We start from the raw sequence: 20817 nt of genomic DNA, 5'->3' as shown, positions 1-20817 counted from the left end.
AATAGCTTGCAGCGGCTTTTTGTAGACAGACGCCTATTTCCCCTGTTGTGCATACAATACATCGTTTCAACCGCAGCGAGAAGATGTACAGGAGGGAAAAGCAATGACGAACAAAGTGCGCCATATATATGCCGCAGGGAATACTGCGCGAGGATACAAGACATTTTATGACTCCGTATTGGAAGGCTTGGAGCGCGTTTATATTTTGACAGGGACAGTGGAAGGAATTACATCGCCACTGATCGAGTCGATTGGAAATCAAATGGCACGAAAAACAAACGAAGTGGAGTGGATTCATTCCCCTTTTGTGAACGGACAGTTTGATGGTGTCATTTTTCCTCACTATAAAGTAGCGATCATGGACGGGAGCTATCCGCGCTTGTGGAGACCGGCTTCCCCTGGCGTAACAGAAATTCAAGTCAATTTGCAGGCGATGGTAGACGTTGATCAGCTCGTGGATGACAAAGACCGGATCGCCGCCTGGTACGAAGAGATTTTTAACAAGAGTGAAGAGGCTTATCTGGCTTTTGGCGAAGCACTGCGCATCCATGATGAGTGGGAAGCCCCTTACATTGAAAACCTGGACAGAGAAGAAGCCAATCGTGTCACGGAAGAAGTCATCGCGCTATTCTTCAGGGATGAGCAGCTAGAGAAGAAAGCAAAAGTTCGGCGTATGTACTTGGGGGCTGCCACTCCACAGGGACCAGTCGATCATATCATGAAGCTGACAGACCAATTGCAGAAACGTTACTTCATCAAGGGCAGACCAGGCTCTGGCAAGTCAACCATGCTGAAAAAGCTGGTGAAGGAAGCCCAGACACGGGGTTTTGATGTGGAAGTGTATCATTGTGGTTTGGACCCACACAGCCTCGATATGGTGATTGTACCTGAGAAGAGCCTCGCTATTTTTGACAGTACGGCTCCGCATGAGTATTTTCCTAGTAAAGAGACGGATGAGGTTATTGATATGTACGAACGCGCGATTACCCCAGGAACCGATGAGAAATATGAAGAAGAATTATTGGATATTAAGGTAAGATATAGCCAAAAAATAAAAGAGGCCACAGCCAATCTTGTCGCTGCCAAAGAGCTGCGTGACCAGTTAAACATCACGTATCAGGAAGCTGTTGACCAGCAGCGTTTAAAGGCTGTCTCTCAAGCTCTCGTAAGCAGACTGACAAAGATGGCTAATGGTATTTAGATCGTAGAATGAAACCCGTTCGACTGCTCATACTACAATAACGGAAGATGATCGTTGTTGGAGAATGGAGGTGAGCAGCCGGATGGGTTTTGCTATGACGTTGGCTCTGTTATTGTTAATCAATCCCCTCGACCCGACGAATTTTTTGCAGATAGAGATGGAGGACAAGACGGTAGCTATTCTCAGTCGTGCTGATTATTCTCTTCCCTTTGATGGTGTTCCATTAGTTGATGAAAGCAAGCTTGCGCGAATGGTGGAAGAGGTGGCGAAAAAAGCCCACATCGAGCCCACCAATGCGACGATTAATAACGCCGGGGCCATTGTTCCAGAAACCAAGGGAAGAAGGTTAGATGACCTGGCATTTCGCGCACGCTTTTACGATTATTTTTACGGTACGGGAGCCGCAAGCATGAATGTTAGCTACAAAGAGGTATTCCCGAAGGTAGACAAGGCTCTCATGAGTCAGGTTCGGAAAAAAACGATCGGACAGTATGCGACCTATTTCAATGCAGGCAACCGGAATCGTGTACACAACATTAAACTCGCCTCGCAGGCGATTAACAATTACGTTGTCTTGCCAGGAGAAATTTTTTCTTTTAATAAGGTAGTGGGCCAGCGTACAAAAGAAAAAGGGTATTTGCAGGCACCTATTATTGTTAGAGGAGAGCTATCGGAAGGCATTGGGGGAGGAATCTGCCAAGTATCGTCTACTTTGTTCAATGCGGTAGACCAAGCAGGCTTGCACATTATGCAGCGTTATTCTCACAGTCGAAACGTAGCGTACGTACCTCCAGGTCGTGATGCAACCGTGAGCTGGTACGGCCCTGATTTTGTGTTTCAAAACAAATACGCCTATCCGGTCTTGATCCGGGCGATCGCGAGCAACGGAAGCATGTACGTGACGGTTCACTCTTTCCCAGAAATTGAGCATGAGCCACGAAATGTACCAAGCGTACGCCGCACGACCCCTGAAGAAGCACCGGATGCTCCATCTATTTTGCATGAAAATGGGCCGACAATTCCTTGAGGGTAAAGGGGGTGTCGGTTTTTCTTTTTTAGTACGAGGCTGCGGTGGGGAGAAGAATATTTCCAGTCTAGGCTCCAGGCTCCGTCCCACGGGGATGTTTAGATTGCCCGCTCCGAAGGGATTTGCGGGGAAACGCAAAAATGGTAGCCGCTTCGTAGCACGGGCACGTTGCGTTTCTTTTGCCCGCAAATCCCTTCTCCGCTGGGTAAGACTCCACAAGTCGCTACGTCTGGAAATATTCTTCTCTAACGTAACTGCGCACATTCTTTAATCTTTTAAGGCATTTAAGATCCGTTTAACACGGAAAGCTCGTAGAGGAAACAGGAGAAATAAGCGAAGATCTTAGGGACGCCGACCGAGACGGAATGCAAAAAGCGAAACACGGCTTTAAGCGTCCACCTCTGAAACACATCTTGAATGGACCACTTTGGACGCGGTTTCGCTTTTTGCATGGAGTCGGGCAGTCAATCCCCCAGCGGGTGGCCCTAGAAGCTGGAGCGTTTTCTCCTGTTTCCTCCCCACCACGACAGCCCGCCCAACTCATGCTTTTAAAAGGTTACCTAATTAAAGTTTAACCTAAAGAAATAGTTGCCACGGATAGAAAAACATCGTATAGTTTTCATGTGATAAATTTCGTGTACGAAATATTACTTAAGAAAGGAGTGCACTATGAATAAATCACTGCTTATTCGGGACTTGTTAAAACGGTTGAACAAGACATTTGGAACAATGGCCACAAAAGAACTGTCCCAATATGGTGTGACTGTCCCGCAGCTAATGGTCATTCGAGAAATACACCCTGATCCCAAAACGATCGGCCAGATAAGCAAAGCCGTAGACTTATCGTACAGCACCGTTTCTGGCATCATAGATCGTTTGGAACGAGAACAACTCGTAGAACGCGTACGTGATGAGAATGACCGGCGTGTTGTCTGGATTCGTAAAACACCGAAGATTTCGGAGCTGTTCGCAAAGGTTGATTTTTTCTCAGAGAACTTTTACAAGCGTATTTTCCATGGATTTTCCGATGAGGATTTAGACATCATTATTCAGTCGATGGAAACATTGATTGCGAAACTAGAAGAACGAGAAAGTTGAGGAGAAACCATGAAGCGAAAACTGGTTTTGTATGTCATTTTGCTCCTGTTCGTGGCAGGTGGTGGAGGAATCGGTTACTACTATTGGTATCAAGGTGCACATTATGTGACCACACAAGATGCTCGGATTGCGGGAGACATTTATCGCGTCATGCCAAAAATGACAGGCAAACTGACCGGACTCGCTGTCAAAGAAGGCGACACCGTTATAGCGGACCAAATCGTAGGGCAGCAAGATACAACTAACGTAGCAACGACGATGCTGGAAAACAGCGTGTTGCGTTCTCCCATTACAGGTACCGTGATTAAAACGCAAGCAAAAGAGGGAGAGATTGTTTCGGCAGGGCAATCGGTAGCTCTCGTGATGGACGAAAACAAATTGTACATCTCCGCCAATTTGGAAGAGACTGAGATCGAACGGTTGAAACTCGGCCAAAAAGTCGATTTTACGATTGACGCTTACCCAGGTAAGAAATTGGGCGGTCATTTATTGGAGATCGGAAAGGCGACGAATTCTACATTTTCCTTGATGCCAGCGACCAATACGAGCGGGAACTTCACCAAAGTAACCCAGCGTATCCCGATCAAAATCGCTATAGATGACACAGCAGGTCTGGACCTCGTGGCCGGATTGAATGCCGAGATCAAAGTGCACGTGAAGGAGATGTAATCAAGCATGAAAAAGACAGCACAATGGAAAACAATCGCTGCAGTCATGGCAGCCGTTTCTATTCTTACGGCGGGCTGTAGCGAGACATCTTCTGCATCGCAAACGAGCGAGAGCGTCCCTGTCGTGAAGACGTGGAAGGTGACCTCTGCCTCTACGGGTGTCATTGCCAACGGTAAGGTGGCAGCATCTGAAGAGATCCAAGTCGTTTCTAAAGTATCTGGAAAAGCAGCGAGCGTGAAAGTAAAAGAAGGCGCAGTCGTCAAGCAGGGCGATGTACTGGTCACGCTAGAGGCAGCTGATTATCAGCAGCAGATCAATCAGGCACAAGCAGCCATTGCAGGCGCTCAGGCAAAGCTGAGAGATACGAAAGCAGGTGCGCGCAATGAACAGCTGACGCAGCTTGGGAGTATTGTCACCCAGGCAGAAGCCAGCCTGAAGGTGGTCGAGAGCAACTACAATCGGATGAAAGCACTTTTTGATGCAGGCGCATTGTCCCAGGCTGAGCTGGAGAAATCTTCGCTGGAATTGGAAAAGGCGCGTACAGGTCTTGAACAAGCGCAAGCTCAATACGATCTGGCAAAAGCAGGCCCAACTGCCGACACGGTAGCGGCTCTGCAAGCAGAAGTAAGCCGTTTAGGCTCCAATCTGGAGCTGGCGAAAAGCAATTATGACAATACCATTATTCGTGCGCCAATCACAGGTATCGTCGCCAAGCGCTCGGTTGACCCGGGAGAAATGGCAGCGGCAGGGACACCTCTCATGGTGCTAGTGAATATGGCAGATGTCAAAGTAGAAGCAAGCGTACCGGAAAACCAAATCAACCAAGTGAAGGTCGGCTCTACTGTTGATGTGAAGGTAGGCAGTCTGGGGGGAAAAGTGCTGAAAGGTACCGTTGAGTTTGTCTCTCCGATTTCGGATACCAACAGCAGTTCTTTCCCAGTCAAAGTGAAGGTAAATAATCAGGACGGCTTGCTGCGCGCAGGTATGGTAGCAGAAGTCATGCTCCAAGGTCAGGCAACGCCAGGAACAAAATTACCGACGTCAGCCGTGCTGGAGAAGGACAGCAAGCATTACATCTATACCGTAAGCGACAACGTTGTACACCAGGTAGAAGTTGCGGTAGAGAACGCAAGCGGCGACTGGACAACTGTCACGAATGGCGTCAAAGACAATGATCAAATTGTACTGAACCCGACAGACAAACTGTCCGAGGGCAGCAAGGTGATCGCAAACTAACGGGGGTGTTGACACATGGCGGAAGCGGTGGCACACCGAGAGGAGAAAAGAGGGAACAGCGGCATGTGGCTGTCTCTTGTCGCCATCCTCTCAGGAACCTTCGTTGCGATTCTGAACAATAGCTTGATTAACGTTGCCCTGCCTGCCATGGTCAATATTTTTGGTTCGACTACCGAGACCATGCAGTGGGTATTGACCGGATATATGCTGGCAAATGCCGTCATGATTCCGATGAGCGGCTCGTTGTCTGCCAAATTCGGGGCGAAAAAAATATTTGTACTCTCCTTATCCGCGTTTACATTTTCGTCCATCCTTTGTGCCTTGGCGTGGAGTGACTCTTCGCTGATTGCTTTTCGCGTCGTGCAAGGTGTCAGCGGGGGGATGATCATGCCAATCGGGATGTCGATGATTTACATGATCGTTCCGCGTGAAAAGATCGGAATGGCATTGGGGATATTCGGGATTGCTTCCATGACAGCCCCTGCGCTGGGCCCGACATTGGGTGGATATCTCATCGAATTTTTAAGCTGGCAATTTCTTTTTCTGGTCGGTGTACCCTTTGGTATTTTTGCGGTGATCATGAGTATCGTTCTGCTCAAGGAAACGCCGAAAAAGCCAGAGCTAAAGTTCGACTTTTTGGGAGCGTTTCTTGCCATCGTCGGTTTCGGGACCCTGCTGCTCGCCTTCAGTAAAGGGCAAGCAGAGGGCTGGACCTCCTTTTTCATCGTCAGTCTGTTTTTCGTTGCCGTGATGAGCTTGATCCTGTTTGTTTGGGTAGAGCTGGGGAAAGAAAGTCCGCTGCTCGATTTGCGGCTTTTGAAGATTCCTACCTTCACCATTAGTATTTTGACTTCGGGTTTCGTCATGATGGGGATGATGGGCGGTATCTTCCTGATGCCGATTTTCCTCCAGAACATTCAGGGATTGACGGCCATGGAGTCTGGAATTCTGCTGATGCCGCAATCGATTGCTATGGCGATCATGATGCCAATCAGCGGAAAGCTGATGGATAAATACGGAATCGGACCGATCGGGTTGATCGGCTTGACCATCATGAGCATCACGACGTACGAACTGCACACTCTATCTGCTGACAGCATGCATTCGTGGATCGATATGATCTTGACCATTCGCGGGATTGGAATCGGATTGTGCATGATGACGCTGTCTACTGTAGGGATGAACGCCGTTCCGCGTGCAAGTGTAGGGGATGCCTCTCCGCTGTCCAACGTATTGCGCCAAGTCATGAGTTCGTTTGCCATTGCGATTTTGACAGTCATCATGCAGGCGCGTCAAAATTTCCACATGGCCTCAATCTCTGACAACTTGAATACGGATATGGCGATGCAGTTTATCAGTGGCATTTCAGGAATGTATGCACAAGTTGGGGTAGATGCGGCGAGTGCGACAGGGGGAGCCAGCGCGATTTTATACGGAATGATGGCAAAAGAATCGTTGGTCCAAGGCATCGGGGATACTTTCCTCGTCTCCGTTATCCCTATTGTCCTCTCGATTCCACTTCTGTACTTCCTGCATAAAAAGCCGAAAAAAACGCAACAGGTGCCAGCAACCGAAAAGGCAACAGCCTAATAGCAAGGGGCAATTCCGCAAGTCTTATCGAAGACTTCTTTGGAATTGCCCCTTTTGCCTGTTAGGACATCATTTTAAATAACCAGTACAAAATCCGTCCGACGATGTAGCCAAGAAGAACTGTCCAGCCAATCTTCGCCCAAATACTCAGTCCCTTGACGAATTCACGCAAGCTTTTTCGGTTCTCCGGTTGCTTGTTCAATGGAGGACACTCCTTTAGCAGGTTGGTTAAAACGAATGAACACATAAATGCCGGCGATAATGATCAGGCCGCCGATCCATTGCGGAGGTGTTACCACTTCACCCAAGATGAAGTAAGCGAGAATCGCAGTCCCAATCGGTTCTCCCAAAATCCCCATGGATATCGTCGTCGTATTGAGCCATTTAATGATCCAGTTAAAAATAGAATGTCCAAGCAAGGTCGGGAACAGGGCGAGACAGAAGAACCAGCCCCAATCTGCCGCAGGGTAACCGACGAGCGAATATCCGAGTGCCAGATCGTAGGTGACCAGAATCACGCTGGTGGCTGTATAGACGACCAGTGTGTAGGCAAAGGAGGACATATGTTGGCGAACGTACTGCCCAACCAGCCAGTAGCCCGTCACAGTGACAGCTCCCATCAATGCGAGGAAATCACCCCACAGAGCCATGCCGCCTACTTGAAAGTCTCCCCAGCCAATCACAAAGCTTCCCGCAATCGCCAGCAAGCCGCCGGATAGAGCCAGAAATCGAACTTTTTCACCAAAAAAGAAATAACCGCCGATGAATGCAAATAATGGCTGCAAGGTAACGAGCACAGTAGAACTGGCTACAGACGTGTAGTTCAGCGATTCAAACCACAACAGAAAGTGGCTTGCCAAAAAGGCCCCGGATAAAATACAGAGTAGCCACACTTTTTTGGACATTTTTCCAATCTCTGCGATGGCGCCACGATTCCAGAATAAAAAAGGAAGCGTTAAGAGAACAGAAAAAATCAGGCGATACGTAGCGATAATCGGAGCAGGCGCATCCGATAGCTTTACAAAGATCGCAGAAGAGGAAATGGCGATCACCCCGATTAAGAGAGCCAAATACGGGGGGAATAACGGTTTTTCCAAAGATTGATTCATCAGTACACCTTCTTATGCGGGTAAGGTCATGTTTCATTATTGTAATTGTACAGTTGGATTAAAAAATTCACAATGTTATGTGTACCTCACCGCTTGAAAGGTTTCTTTTCAATCCGGTTATCCTACTGGCATGAGAAACTTACAGGCTATTTTCCGTATCGCTGCTTTCATACTTATCCTCATCTGTATCCCGACGCGAAGCGAGGCATTGCCGCTCACCCCCTTTCACATTTTGATTGATGTAGGTCATGGGGGTGTAGACTCGGGAACTTCTTATGGGGATTTGTACGAAAAAGACATCAACCTGCAAATTGCCAAGCAACTATACCAACAGTTGACAGAAGCTGGCTATACGGTGGCCTTGAATCGGAACAATGATATCGCACTGAGCGATGAGAATCGGTGGTTGGACAACCGATCGAGGCATATTCGGGATTTGGCGCAGAGGAAGAATTTGGCGAAAGAGATCGGTCCCCAGATGTTGCTCAGCCTGCATGTAAACTGGGCGTCTAATACGCGACGACGCGGTGCCATTCTCTTGCACCAAGATACCGAACAAAGTTATATGCTGGCAGAGCTGCTGCAAAACTCGCTGAACAAGCTGACAGGGACGAACAACCAACCAGTCAGGGGGAAGACGTACTACATGTTGCGTCATAACTACTGTCCGTCTGTCATCGTGGAGATGGGTTTTATCAGCAATGCGCATGACCGCGAAATGTTAACGAATCCCAAAGCACAAGAAAAAATCGCTCAGGCTATTACAGAAGCCGTGAGCGAATACGTAAAGCTGTCGGGAAATCTGAAAACGGAGGCTCGTGTGAAGGAGAGCTGGTGGCGAAAATTAATGAGCAGTTTGCTGGATAAGCTTTGAAATGGTTACAAATTCGGCCTCCTTCTGAATTCGCGGGATATACTGGCGCAGAACGGAGGCTGTTTTCTTGCCAGGAGGCCCAACATGGCCTATTGCGATACATAGGGGATGGTTGTGTATTCGTTTGCAAACGAGCTCCATTTGCTTCGTAATATGTGGGACAGAGTACACGTCATCGAGAAAAATTTGATTCACTGCATGGGGCACGCCCATTTCAGCCGCTATTTTCGCCGCCACGCTTTTATCAGTGGTCTTGCTATCCAAGTAAATGAGCCCACGCTCCTTGACGACCTTCATGATGATGCGCATAAGTCGCTCGTCAGCCGTTATTTTTGACCCCATATGGTTGTTCATGCCAATCGCATGTGGCACATCGTCAATCGCTTTTTCCACGCGACTGCGAATCTCATCGTCGGACAGATCAGCCGTAATGGCTCCAGGACCGAGCCAGGAGCGCTTTCCTTTCATCGGCTCCATCGGCATGTGAACGAGTACATCATGTCCTTTTTGATGGGCGAGCTCGGCATCCTGCTTGGTGCTTGGCAGAAACGGCATGACGGCAACCGTGAGAGGGACTGGCATTGATAATATTTCCTCCGTCCCTTGCATGTTGTTCCCGAAGTCATCAATGACAAATGCCATCAGCTTTTTGCCTGCGGGCTCGGCATCTGCATGTGGAGTCGCTGTTGCTGGTATTGACCCGAAGGAAAGAAATAGCGTGAGCAAGAGCGGAATCAATTTCCTCGCATTCATAGGATCACCTTCCTTGTCCATTTTTTTCATAGTCTGTTCAATCACCTTGTTCTTTACCCGCCATATCTACGGCTTGGCTTTGATGTTTGCCCTATGTTACGATTAAAGATAGTAGTTTTGTAACGAGAGGGGTCGAATTCCTTGAGTCATTTTGTGTTGATTGATGGAAACAGTGTTGCGAACCGGGCGTTTTATGCGCTCCCTTTATTGTCCACATCAGCAGGACTGCATACGAACGCAGTGCTGGGCTTTACGACTATGCTGTTAAAAGTGTTGGAGGAAATGAAGCCAACGCATATTATGGTTGCTTTTGACGCGGGAAAAGTCGTGTTTCGCCATAGCGAGTATGCTGAGTACAAAGGGGGACGCAGTAAAACTCCGCCGGAGCTGTCTGAACAGTTTCCATTGATTCGGGAGCTGTTGGATGCCTTCTCAATCAAACGCTTCGAGCTGGAAGGCTACGAGGCGGATGACATTATCGGTACGTTGACGAAGCAGGCAGATGGGCAAGCTTGGAAAACGACTGTCATTACCGGAGACAAAGATATGCTGCAGCTCGTGTCTGAGCATGTATCCGTCGCTTTGACGCGCAAGGGAGTCAGCGAAATCGAGCTGTACACTCCACAAGAAATTCACGAAAAGTACGGCCTTAAGCCGCTGCAAATAATTGATCTGAAAGGCTTGATGGGTGATTCATCCGACAACATTCCAGGTGTCCCTGGTGTCGGGGAGAAAACAGCGCTGAAGCTGCTGCACGAATACGGCTCTGTCGAGCAAGTACTGGAAAACATCGATAAAGTCTCGGGAAAAAAGCTGCAAGAGAACCTGCGTGAGAATGTAGACAAGGCGAACATGAGTAAAGCCTTGGCAACCATTTTGCGTGAAGCGCCTGTGGAGCTGGATGTGCAAGAGACTGGCTATGAAGGTTATGATGGTGTACCGCTAAGCGAGTTCTTTAAAAAGATGGAGTTCAAATCGCTGCTGTCCAAGATCAAAGTGGCACAGCCAGCAGAGGGAAGCGGACAAGCAGACGCTAAGCCGTTTTCGTTTGAGATGATTTCAGAGGAAAACAAAGCGGCGTACGAGTCCAAGCTGACGTCACCAATGGCTCTTTACATTGAAATGGACGGGGAAAACTATCACCATGCGCCATTCCTCGGAATTGGACTGGCTGCGGAAGATACGGTGATGTTCGTTCCGTGGGACGTAGCTAAGGAATGGAAGGCACTCTGTGAGTGGCTGGCTGATCCTGCGAAGGAGAAGTGGGTATTTGACGGCAAGCGAGACACGGTTGGACTCGCCTGGCATGATTTGGTGATAAAAGGCATCAGCTTTGATGTGTATCTCGCCTCTTACCTGCTGAATGCGACTGAGAGCAACCCGACATTGGATAGCATAGCGGCACAATACGCACAAACACGGGTATTGTCAGATGAAGAGGTGTACGGCAAGGGTGCCAAACGTCTTGTTCCTGAAATGGACGTGCTGAGCGAGCATGTAGCGCATAAAGCGGCCGCAATCTGGCAGAGTGTGCCTGTATTGCGCGAGCAGCTGGCGGAGAACGAAATGGAAAAGCTGCTCGGTGAATTGGAAGCCCCGCTGAGTATGGTACTGGCTCTCATGGAAAAGCAAGGCATAAAGGTAAACAGTGAGCGCCTTGTGCAAATGGGGGAAGACTTGGACAAAAAGCTCGCAGGTCTGACAGATCAGATTTACGAGCTGGCGGGTGGGGCATTCAACATCAACTCGCCGAAGCAATTGGGTGAAATTTTGTTTGATCGCTTATCTCTGCCTGTATTGAAAAAGACCAAAACAGGTCCTTCTACCAGTGCAGATGTATTGGAGAAGCTGGCTCCTTATCATCCGATCATCGATGCGATCCTGACCTTCCGTCAGCTCGGCAAGCTCCGCTCTACGTATATTGAGGGCTTAACCAAGGAAATCCATACGAAGACGAGCAAGGTGCATACACTTTACAACCAAGCGACTACAGCTACAGGGCGCCTGTCCAGTACGGACCCGAATCTGCAAAATATCCCGATCCGCATGGAAGAAGGACGCAAGATTCGCGAGGCGTTTATCCCGTCGGAGGATGGCTGGTACATGCTGGCGGCCGACTATTCCCAGATTGAGCTGCGGATTTTGGCCCACATTTCGCAAGACGAAAACTTGATTGACGCCTTCCAAAAGGGAATGGATATTCATACCCGCACTGCCATGGACGTATTTGGTGTGAGTGAGGAAGAAGTGACCTCACTGATGCGTCGTCAGGCCAAAGCGGTCAACTTTGGGATCGTATACGGCATCAGCGACTACGGTCTGTCGCAAAACCTCAATATTACCCGCAAAGAAGCTGGGGACTTTATTGAGCGCTACTTCGCTGTCTTCTCCGGTGTGAAGCGCTGGATGGACGAGATTGTCCAACAGGCGAAGGTAGATGGCTATGTGACGACCTTGTTGAACCGCCGCCGCTACCTGCCAGATATTCGCAGCAGCAACTTTAACCTGCGTTCGTTTGCCGAGCGTACTGCGATGAATACGCCGATCCAGGGTACTGCTGCCGATGTGATCAAGCTGGCGATGATTCGTATGCAGGAGGCAATCGAGGAGAAAGGTCTCGCTAGCCGCATGCTTTTGCAGGTGCACGATGAACTTGTATTTGAAGTCCCAGAAAATGAGCTTGAGGTCATGCGCAAACTGGTGCCAGAAGTGATGGAGAGTGCACTGTCACTCAATGTGCCACTCAAGGTGGACGTCAGTGATGGACGTACTTGGTACGATGCGAAGTAGGCATGCCTAGACAATAAAACATGGATAGACAGCGAGAGGAGGAGGGCATATGCCAGAATTGCCGGAGGTAGAAACCGTCGTACGGACTCTGCGTGGCTTGGTCATGGGAAAAACGATTGAGAGAGTAAGTGTTCATTTGGCGCGTATTGTGCGTCAGCCAGATGATGTGGAAGCTTTCAAATCTCTCTTGGTGGGACAAACCATCCAGGATATCCAACGGCGGGCAAAATTCATTCAGTTTTTCTTAAACGAGGATGTGCTTGTGTCCCATCTGCGAATGGAAGGGCGCTATGGCGTGTATCAAGCGGATGATCCCGTTGAGAAGCATACCCATGTCGTCTTCCATTTTACGGACGGAACGGAGCTGCGTTATCGGGATGTTCGCCAGTTCGGGACGATGGATCTATTTCCTAAGGGGAAGGAAACAACCGTCGGACCTTTGGCAAAACTGGGAGTAGAACCGCTAGATAAGAGTTTTACTCCTGAAGTTTTGGGGAAATTGGTAAAAGGACGGTCAACAAAAATTAAGCCACTTCTCCTAAACCAGGAATGTATTGTAGGGCTGGGGAATATTTATGTGGACGAGTCACTCTTTAAAGCAGGCATTCATCCGGAGAAACCAGCAGGAATGCTGACAGATAAAGAAGTTATCCGACTGCACGAAAGCATCGTCTCTACCTTGCAAGAAGCGGTAGAACAAGGTGGTAGCTCCATCAAGTCGTATGTGAACGGACAGGGCGAGATGGGAATGTTCCAACAGTCTCTATTAGTTTATGGACGAAAAGATGAGGCATGTACGAAGTGCGGGGCCGAAATCATTCGGTTTGTAGTCGGAGGCAGAGGGACGCATATTTGCCCGGACTGCCAAAAGAACCAGTAACCTCGAGAAGTTTTTCACAAAGCAGTGATAACAGTTCGACCAAGGGAGGAGGATGGGCATGATACTAGGGTTAACAGGCGGAATTGCCACTGGGAAAAGCACGGTGACAGGTATGCTTCGAGAGCGCGGAATTCCTGTCATTGACGCTGACCAAATCGCCAGAGAGGTCGTAGAACCAGGTAAAGTAGCCCATGAAGCGATCGTGCGCCATTTTGGAAGAGAGATCCTATTGGAAGATGGTCAAATTGATCGGAAAAAACTAGGTGAGATCGTGTTTTCGGACGAGTCCGAGCGTCAAAAGCTGAACGCCATCGTCCATCCCGAGGTACGCCGCGTTATGCGGGAAGAGGCCGAAGTAGCGGAAGCGAATGGAGCCGAGATCGTCTTTATGGACATTCCTCTGCTGTATGAGAGCAAGCTTACGCATATGGTAGAAAAAATCGTGGTCGTCTATGCGCCCTACGAGATGCAATTGGCGAGAATGCTGGAGCGCGACGAATTGGAAGAAGAACAAGCACGAAAAAGACTGCGGGCGCAGTTTCCCATTGATCAGAAGAAGCAAGGCGCAGACTTTTTGATCGATAATTCTGGTTCGCGTGAAGAAACCGAGCGTCAAGTGGAGGCCGTATTGGCCGCGATTCGATCGGAGCGTCAATCATGAGTTTTGGCAAACGTGCAGCATTGATCTTGCTCGTTTTGGCGAGTGTATTTCTGCTGCTAAACACGCCATTGGTGTGGAAATGGATGTACCCGATCAAATATGAGCAACAGATTGTGACGGCTGCACTGAAATATGAGGTGGACCCTCATTTGGTATTGGCCGTCATTCGTTCCGAGAGTGGGTTTGCGACAGATCGCGTTTCGAAAAAAGGTGCCGTCGGGCTCATGCAAATCATGCCGGAAACAGCACAGTGGATCGTCAAGGAGGCGGGCTTCCGTCCAAAGGACAGTCAATACTTGTACGACCCTGTCATGAACATCGAGATTGGGACATGGTATCTCGATTTTTTGCTGTCCCGCTATGATGGGGATATTGTCAAAGTCATTGCAGCCTACAACGCTGGTCCGGGGAAAGTAAACGGATGGCTCGCGAGTGAGCAATGGAACGGAACTCGAGAGACGATTGAGGACATTCCTTATGGGGAGACTCGTCAATATGTCCAGCGAGTGCTCTATTATCATGATCGTTACAAAAATATATACGACTTTCAATTACGTTAAAAGTCATGAAAAGCCGCTTCTCTTATGGATAAGAGAGCGGCTTTTTCCTCTTTTTTTGGGTAGGGTAAATCGTCCAAATATTTATTTTTCAGTAAAACACATTGATAATTGTGTCATACTTATTATAATAAAAGTATCAGATAAGCGTAACTCAATTCGGAAGGGGTTTCTATATATGACAATTAAAATCGGTATTAATGGTTTCGGACGTATTGGCCGCATGGTATTCCGCCGCGCTATTCAGGACCCCAACATTGAAATCGTTGCAATCAACGCCAGCTATCCAGCGGAGACGCTTGCACATTTGTTGAAATATGACACGATCCACGGACGCCTGCAAAATAAAGTGGAAGTCCAAGACAACAAGATTATCGTAGATGGAAAAGCAACAGTTGTCCTGTCTGACCGTGATCCGCTGAAGCTGCCTTGGGGTGACCTCGGAGTAGAGATCGTCGTAGAAGCTACAGGCAAGTTCAACAATCGCGAAGGCGCTGGCAAGCACCTGCAAAGCGGTGCGAAAAAAGTTGTGATTACAGCACCAGCGAAAGAAGAAGACGTTACGATCGTGATGGGTGTAAACGAAGGTATCTACGACCATGTTAATCACCACATTATCTCCAATGCGTCTTGCACGACCAACTGTCTCGCACCTGTGGCAAAAGTGCTCAACGATGCATTCGGTATCGAACAAGGTCTCATGACTACCATTCACTCGTTTACAAACGATCAGGTGAATCTCGACAATCCGCATAAAGACCTGCGTCGTGCACGTGCAGCTAGCGAGTCCATCATTCCAACGACTACCGGTGCTGCTCGTGCAGTGGGTAAGGTTCTGCCAGAATTGAATGGCAAGCTGAATGGATTTTCACTTCGCGTACCTACTCCAAACGTTTCCGTAGTGGATTTGGTAATCAATACGAAGAAGCCTGTTACATTGGACGAAGTAAACCGTGTCCTACGTGAAGCGAGCGAAGGCAGCATGAAAGGCTACCTCGAGTTCTGCGACGAGCCGCTCGTATCCAGCGATTTCAATGGTAACGATCACTCCTCGATCATCGACGGTCTGTCTACGATGGTAATGGGAGACAATCAGGTGAAAGTGATTGCTTGGTACGATAACGAGTGGGGCTACTCCTGCCGTGTCGTAGACCTGGTTCGCCACGTTTCCGAGCAGAACAATCAAGCTGCAACAAAAGAAGCAGCTGCTGTGGGTGTAAAATAAGTAGCATAACCAAAACCCCTTTGCCGATTTTCGAGCAAAGGGGTTTTTCGTTGCTTCGTATTTACGATGAGGTAGAAGATTCATCTAATGAGTTCACGTTAAATAGATCATCATCTTCAAAGCTGACAATAAACAGTCGGATGTTCGCCTTGAGATCGAGGTCATAAGGACTTGGGACGTCGTTTCCTCGGCCGTCTTTTAGCACACGTACAGTAGGACGATGCGAATAATCCGGATCAACCCGACTCACTACCCCGATTTCTCCGGTATTCAAAACGACGCTGCTTCCAATCGGGAAGATAGCGATGTGCTTGATAAAGGCATTGACTAGATGGTGTTCGAACAGCGTACCGCCAGCGCCTAGCAGGTACTCGACAGCATCCTGTGGCATGTACCGCTTGCGCCATGGGCGTGGGGAAGTCAATGAGTCATAAATATCACAGAGACCGACGATTTGCGCAAATTCGTGAATTTGCTTGCCGGATAATCCCTGTGGATAACCACTTCCATTTAGTCGTTCATGGTGTTGCAAGCAGACATGTGCTGACATAAGCGAGATATCATGCTGCTTTCGCAACAAATTAAAGCCAAGCATCGTGTGCTGTTTGGCGATTTCCTTCTCTTCGTCCGTCCAACGCTCTGTTTTTTGTAACAGCTCTTCAGGCAGGCTCACTTTGCCGATATCGTGCAGCATGGCGCCTACCCCTAGGTTTATGAGCTGTGTGCGATTGTAGCCCAGAGACATGCCCACAGCAGTCGCCAGCACGGCCACATTCACGGAGTGATGGTATAAGGATGGCGAATGAGAAGAGATTGTCGTCAAATGTCCAACCATTTGTTTGTTTTGCATCAGGTCGTCCAATATTGAACTAAAGGCACGCTGAAAATGAAGGCCCATTTCTTTTAAGGAAATTTTCCGGGCCAGCTTGTTTGAGTTTGTAATTTGTTTGATCGTCTTCTCGATGGCTTCCACAGCTACTTGCCTGGTTTGTGGGCGAATCACTTCTTCTACAACGATGTCATTGGTACGGGGATCATCGATATACACCGAATCGACACCAGTTCGCTCTAATCCGGATATCAGTCGTTCCGTTAAGAGCATACCGGTTCCAAGCAGCACCTTTCCATCTTCTGTGAAGACCGTACGTCCCAATTTCATTCCAGGCTGTAGGTGCCTTAAAGATACTAAACGCATGACTATCCCTCCAACAGTACCATAATTGTACTCCATTCGACTTATGCTTTAAATAGGTACAAGGATTGACTTGACTTCTGACAGGAATATGAGGGACACTGTAGACAAGTATTGTCAGTATTGGAGTTGATTCTGATATGCGTTGTCCATTTTGCGAATATAATGGGACTAGAGTCCTGGATTCACGTCCTTTCAATCATAATAAATCCATTCGTCGTCGCCGTGAGTGCGAAGCCTGCGAGCGCCGTTTTACTACCTTTGAAATGGTAGAAGAAACACCTTTGTTAATTGTGAAAAAGGACGGAACACGCGAGGAATTCAATCGTGACAAGATATTGCGCGGGTTGGTGCGCGCTTGCGAAAAACGCCCCGTACCGTTGGAAGTGCTTGAAAATGTAGTGAACGACATTGAAAAAGAATTGCGCAGTTGCGGGCAAGCGGAGATCCCAAGCAATGACGTTGGGGAGAAGGTCATGGAGCGTTTATACCATGTCGATGAGGTTGCTTATGTACGCTTCGCCTCTGTATACCGCCAATTCAAAGATATCAATGTATTTATGAAAGAGCTGGAGGAGCTATTGGCTCAAGCGCGAAATAGCTCGTTTCCAAAAGAATAGATAAGCTTTTTCTATCAGACTCGCAACTTCTCTCTCACGCTCTTGCGGCCGATCCGCCAGGGCTTCTTTGGCTTTCCAGCTGATTTTTCCGCGAATGAATGGGTAGTCGTGCTATAATAAAAGAATCGAATTTTGTCAGGAAGGAAAGATCTGATGCGTCGTTTAGTTTGGAACGAATTGTTGCCGAAGGATCGTTATCTGGTGCGGATGGCAAGACCGATTGGCTTTGCCGAAATGGGCTTTGTTACGCAGCTATACTTGCCGATCATCGGTGTCGAATCGTACGCTCTCTACCAACTGCTCGTCCATGGCGTGCAGGAGGTGAGCGGAGCCTCCTCGGAGGGGACCCATCGCAGTTTGATGCTGACGACTTCGCTTTCTCTGGATCGGCTATTGGATGCGCGTGAACGTCTGGAGGCAATCGGGCTAGTCGAGGTGCGCCGCAGGGAAAATCAGCAGCGTGACTATTATTACGAGTATTTGATCAAACCGCCGCTTAGTCCGGCAGAGTTTTTTGCAGACTATGTACTGTCGTTGATGTTGTTAAACAAAATCGAAAACGTTCGCTATTCGCAACTGCGCCAGCATTATGCAGATACGCTTGGCAGTCAGTTGGATCAAGAATACTCCATCGTGGAAAACGTCACGAAAGACTTCCATGATGTATTCCAGTCGTTGAAACCATCGGAGCTGGAAGTGAAAAAAGGATCGGAGCGGGATCAGTTTTTAACCGAGATGGACACTAGCTTTCCGCAAGCGCAGATGAAATCTGGCTACGAGGCACAGGTCAACCATTCGTTGAGTGTATCGTCCTTGCGCCTGTACTTGCCGGATAATGCCGACTCGGTCAAAGTTTTGGAAGGCAAGAGCATGGAGCTGTTGTTCTCACTGTGCCATTTCTATCAGCTGGACAGCTGGGGAATGGGGCAGGAGCTGCGTGATTGGACGCTGTACAAATCGGATCGGAGTTTGGACGGAGAAGTTTTGCGCAAGCGTTTGGTGCAACGCTACACGGAAGACAAGCTATACCGAACTGCGCCTGCAACTGACACGACAGAGGATGACTTTGGACCAGGGCGCTTGCCTGAGCCTGGTAGCGAAGCCTTTATCCGTGCTTGTCGCCAGTTATCTCCGGTGACCCTGTTGGAAAAGGTCGTTGGTGGCAGAATCAGCAAGGTGTTTTTGGAACGGGCTGAAACGCTTGTATTTGCGGATGGGATGCAGCCGGAAGTCGTCAATGCCCTGCTGCTCCATACGTTAGCCAGCATGCAAATGGAGCTGCCAAAAGCGTACATGGAGACGATTCGTGACAGCTGGAAAGCCAAGCGGATCGCGACAGCCGACGAGGCAGTCAAGCAGATCCTCGAGCGTGCGGATCAACGGGCACAAACTGCCGAGAAGGCAAAAGCGGGCAAGAAGGAATCTGCTCCTGTCAGACGGAACGGTAGAGCTATCTTGCAGGACAAGCTGCCAGCATCTGTCGAGTGGCAGCTGTCGCAGGAGAAAACCACATCGGACGCTGAAAAGAAACAGTCCATTCAGGATTTTCCAGACTTGCAGAAAAGACTGGAAACCTTGCGAAAACGGAAATAAGGAGTGTGAGGGAACGTGGAATCTATCAGTGAGTTCATGCAAGAGCTCGCCAAACGAACACCGCGTCAGTTGCTGACACCGGATCAGCAGTTAGATAAAATGTTCCGTTCGTCCGCGTATTTAAAAGCATTTCAACAAGAGCATCCCGAATTGACCAGGGACGATTACCTTCGCTCGCTCTCCAACATCTATACGGCAGTCAAGGAGCAGTATTGGTGTGAGCGTTGTCCGGGTCTTGGCGAATGCCCGAATTTGGTCAAGGGGCATAGCACTCAATTGGAGCTGGCTCACCATCATATTATCAGCTCGATGACGCCCTGTTCCAAGCAATTGTCGCATGAGGAAGAGATTCGCCGCCGCCGACTGATGCGCAGCTACTATGTTTCCGAAGAGACCTTGAACGCGAGCTTTGAGGGCTTGGTCATTGACTCCGGGAATTTGGCTACCGTAGACGCTGCGATTCAGTTCTGTGAAAAAGTGGGAACAGGCGAGCGGGTAAAGGGGCTTTATCTGCACGGTCCGTTTGGGGTTGGAAAAAGCTACATCATGGGAGCAATCGGTCGCGAGCTCTCGGAGCGCAATGTCGCTTCCTTGCTGGTTTATGTGCCTGACTTTATCCGGGAGATGAAGGATTCCATCTCGGATCAATCGTACGCGGGGAAGCTGGAGCTGCTGAAAGAAGTGCCTGTACTGATCCTCGATGATATCGGCGCGGAAAACCTGACGCCATGGGTTCGGGACGAGATTTTGGGGGTTATCTTGAATCAGCGGGCAAACAACCATTTGCCTACGTTGTTTACTTCAAACTACGCGCTGAATGAACTGCAAGAGCATTTGTCTATCTCCAACGGAAATCGGATTGAACAAACAAAAGCGGCTCGCATCATGGAGCGAATCCGCCATTTTGTCGATGTGTATGAAATTTTACGCGAGAACCACCGTTCCTAGCACGTGTGTCCAGAGGCGAGAGAGCTCCCAATGCGTGAGGGCGAGTACTTCTCTCGCCTTATGATACGGTCCAAAAAGGACGTGTGACGTCGTCCCGACAGGCGAGGCGACAATTCCCAGTGAATCAGCCATGATCATTGCACGGGCCAAATGATAGTCGTGGCTGATGATCAGGACGTCTTGTATATGATGTTCCGCCAAGACCTGCTGGCCGTACAGCAGGTTTTCGTATGTACTGGTAGACTTGTTTTCTAGCAAAATGTCCTCTTCTGGAATTCCTTTGGCAACCAAGTAATTTCTGCTCACAGCAGCTTCCGTGATCGTTTTGCCTTCACCAAGGCCACCTGTGACCAACAGCTTCGATACATAGCCTTCTTCATACAAAGTCGCGGCCTGCTCCAGGCGTTCGCGCAGACCAGGACTAGGCCCCTCACCCCATACTGCTGCACCGAGGACAATGCCGACGGTTGCGTGCCGGGCGTTGGCTCCCTCAATCGTCTGTTCGATGCGGTACCAGTTGTAGCTCGACCATAGTAGACCGAGCAGCATGACAATCCCCAACACTATCCGTATCCCGTGCCAGCACGGACGCTGTGCGTTTATCGTTCGATTTTTCATTCTTCGAAATCTCCCTCATAGTCGCTCTCCTAACTTTAGACGTTTGAAATGCGGTCTAGTTACAAAGTTTGACATATGCCTGACACGAAAAACTAGTAAATTGTTTCTTGCTCTTTACCGATATAGTAATGGTGGAATGGTTTCGAAGAACAGCAAATTTCATACTTGCGAGGGAG

20 protein-coding genes are annotated in these 20817 nt (G+C 48.8%); 15 read left to right on the top strand and 5 right to left on the bottom strand.

The window, feature by feature from the left end; translation table 11 throughout:
- Positions 1-103: 103 nt before the first annotated feature.
- The 6 genes from HP398_RS16020 (at position 104) to HP398_RS15995 (ending at position 6821) form a co-directional block, all read left to right on the top strand.
- The gene (locus tag HP398_RS16020) at positions 104-1201 is read left to right on the top strand and encodes a PRK06851 family protein (RefSeq protein ID WP_173623103.1); all 1098 of its coding nucleotides are present in this window, start codon (positions 104-106) and stop codon (positions 1199-1201) included.
- 82 nt (positions 1202-1283) lie between these two features.
- A complete protein-coding gene (locus tag HP398_RS16015; RefSeq protein ID WP_173623102.1) occupies positions 1284-2228 on the top strand; it encodes a VanW family protein in 945 nt (314 codons plus the stop codon).
- Between the two features lie 669 nt (positions 2229-2897).
- Positions 2898-3326, top strand: coding sequence for a MarR family winged helix-turn-helix transcriptional regulator (locus HP398_RS16010; protein WP_017250764.1), 429 nt, complete (start codon positions 2898-2900; stop codon positions 3324-3326).
- Positions 3327-3335: 9 nt separating this feature from the next.
- Positions 3336-3995, top strand: a complete 660-nt coding sequence (locus HP398_RS16005; RefSeq protein ID WP_173623101.1) for an HlyD family secretion protein — start codon at positions 3336-3338, stop codon at positions 3993-3995.
- A gap of 6 nt (positions 3996-4001) precedes the next feature.
- Positions 4002-5231: an efflux RND transporter periplasmic adaptor subunit gene (locus HP398_RS16000; protein ID WP_173623100.1), complete on the top strand. Its 1230-nt coding sequence runs from the start codon at positions 4002-4004 to the stop codon at positions 5229-5231.
- 15 nt (positions 5232-5246) lie between these two features.
- Positions 5247-6821: a DHA2 family efflux MFS transporter permease subunit gene (locus HP398_RS15995; protein ID WP_173623099.1), complete on the top strand. Its 1575-nt coding sequence runs from the start codon at positions 5247-5249 to the stop codon at positions 6819-6821.
- A gap of 61 nt (positions 6822-6882) precedes the next feature.
- On the opposite strand, the gene HP398_RS15990 is transcribed toward HP398_RS15995, so the two are convergent.
- Both HP398_RS15990 and HP398_RS15985 read right to left on the bottom strand, forming a co-directional pair.
- Complete coding sequence (locus HP398_RS15990) at positions 6883-7023, bottom strand: hypothetical protein (protein WP_158265714.1); 141 nt, start codon at positions 7021-7023, stop codon at positions 6883-6885.
- Positions 6986-7930: a DMT family transporter gene (locus HP398_RS15985; protein ID WP_017250768.1), complete on the bottom strand. Its 945-nt coding sequence runs from the start codon at positions 7928-7930 to the stop codon at positions 6986-6988. Before HP398_RS15985 ends, HP398_RS15990 begins: the two co-directional genes overlap by 38 nt.
- A 130-nt stretch (positions 7931-8060) precedes the next feature.
- On the opposite strand from HP398_RS15985, the gene HP398_RS15980 reads away from it, so the two are divergent.
- On the top strand, positions 8061-8804 hold the full coding sequence (locus HP398_RS15980; protein ID WP_017250769.1) for an N-acetylmuramoyl-L-alanine amidase family protein: 744 nt from the start codon (positions 8061-8063) through the stop codon (positions 8802-8804).
- On the opposite strand, the gene HP398_RS15975 is transcribed toward HP398_RS15980, so the two are convergent.
- Positions 8775-9557 carry a divergent polysaccharide deacetylase family protein gene (locus HP398_RS15975; RefSeq protein WP_254476162.1) on the bottom strand — a complete coding sequence of 261 codons (783 nt, stop codon included), beginning with the start codon at positions 9555-9557 and terminating at the stop codon, positions 8775-8777. The genes HP398_RS15980 and HP398_RS15975 overlap by 30 nt on opposite strands.
- Before the next feature lie 141 nt (positions 9558-9698).
- On the opposite strand from HP398_RS15975, the gene polA reads away from it, so the two are divergent.
- The 5 genes from polA (at position 9699) to HP398_RS15950 (ending at position 15670) form a co-directional block, all read left to right on the top strand.
- A complete protein-coding gene (polA, locus tag HP398_RS15970) occupies positions 9699-12347 on the top strand; it encodes a DNA polymerase I (protein ID WP_173623098.1) in 2649 nt (882 codons plus the stop codon).
- Between the two features lie 49 nt (positions 12348-12396).
- Complete coding sequence (mutM, locus tag HP398_RS15965) at positions 12397-13227, top strand: DNA-formamidopyrimidine glycosylase (protein WP_069846024.1); 831 nt, start codon at positions 12397-12399, stop codon at positions 13225-13227.
- Between the two features lie 52 nt (positions 13228-13279).
- Positions 13280-13888 (top strand): dephospho-CoA kinase, encoded by a 609-nt coding sequence (coaE, locus tag HP398_RS15960; protein ID WP_173623097.1) that lies wholly within the window; start codon positions 13280-13282, stop codon positions 13886-13888.
- Positions 13885-14448, top strand: a complete 564-nt coding sequence (locus HP398_RS15955; RefSeq protein WP_017250774.1) for a lytic transglycosylase domain-containing protein — start codon at positions 13885-13887, stop codon at positions 14446-14448. The genes coaE and HP398_RS15955 overlap by 4 nt, the downstream gene beginning before the upstream one ends.
- A gap of 175 nt (positions 14449-14623) precedes the next feature.
- Complete coding sequence (locus HP398_RS15950; RefSeq protein WP_173623096.1) at positions 14624-15670, top strand: glyceraldehyde-3-phosphate dehydrogenase; 1047 nt, start codon at positions 14624-14626, stop codon at positions 15668-15670.
- A 61-nt stretch (positions 15671-15731) separates the two neighbouring features.
- On the opposite strand, the gene HP398_RS15945 is transcribed toward HP398_RS15950, so the two are convergent.
- On the bottom strand, positions 15732-16865 hold the full coding sequence (locus HP398_RS15945) for an HD-GYP domain-containing protein (RefSeq protein ID WP_017250776.1): 1134 nt from the start codon (positions 16863-16865) through the stop codon (positions 15732-15734).
- Positions 16866-17002: 137 nt separating this feature from the next.
- Here HP398_RS15945 and nrdR point away from each other — a divergent pair, with 137 nt between their 5' ends.
- The 3 genes from nrdR to dnaI all read left to right on the top strand — a co-directional run bounded on the left by nrdR (position 17003) and on the right by dnaI (position 20023).
- Positions 17003-17482, top strand: a complete 480-nt coding sequence (nrdR, locus tag HP398_RS15940) for a transcriptional regulator NrdR (protein ID WP_017250777.1) — start codon at positions 17003-17005, stop codon at positions 17480-17482.
- A gap of 153 nt (positions 17483-17635) precedes the next feature.
- Positions 17636-19075, top strand: a complete 1440-nt coding sequence (locus HP398_RS15935) for a replication initiation and membrane attachment family protein (RefSeq protein ID WP_173623095.1) — start codon at positions 17636-17638, stop codon at positions 19073-19075.
- A 15-nt stretch (positions 19076-19090) separates the two neighbouring features.
- A complete protein-coding gene (gene dnaI / locus HP398_RS15930; protein ID WP_017250779.1) occupies positions 19091-20023 on the top strand; it encodes a primosomal protein DnaI in 933 nt (310 codons plus the stop codon).
- Here the strand turns inward: dnaI and HP398_RS15925 are convergent.
- Positions 20000-20641 (bottom strand): YdcF family protein, encoded by a 642-nt coding sequence (locus HP398_RS15925; RefSeq protein WP_173623094.1) that lies wholly within the window; start codon positions 20639-20641, stop codon positions 20000-20002. The genes dnaI and HP398_RS15925 overlap by 24 nt on opposite strands.
- Positions 20642-20817 lie beyond the last annotated feature (176 nt).

The sequence above is a fragment of the Brevibacillus sp. HB1.4B genome (genome assembly GCF_013284285.1).
Lineage (GTDB): Bacteria > Bacillota > Bacilli > Brevibacillales > Brevibacillaceae > Brevibacillus > Brevibacillus porteri.
This window is presented reverse-complemented; position numbering and strand designations above follow the sequence as displayed.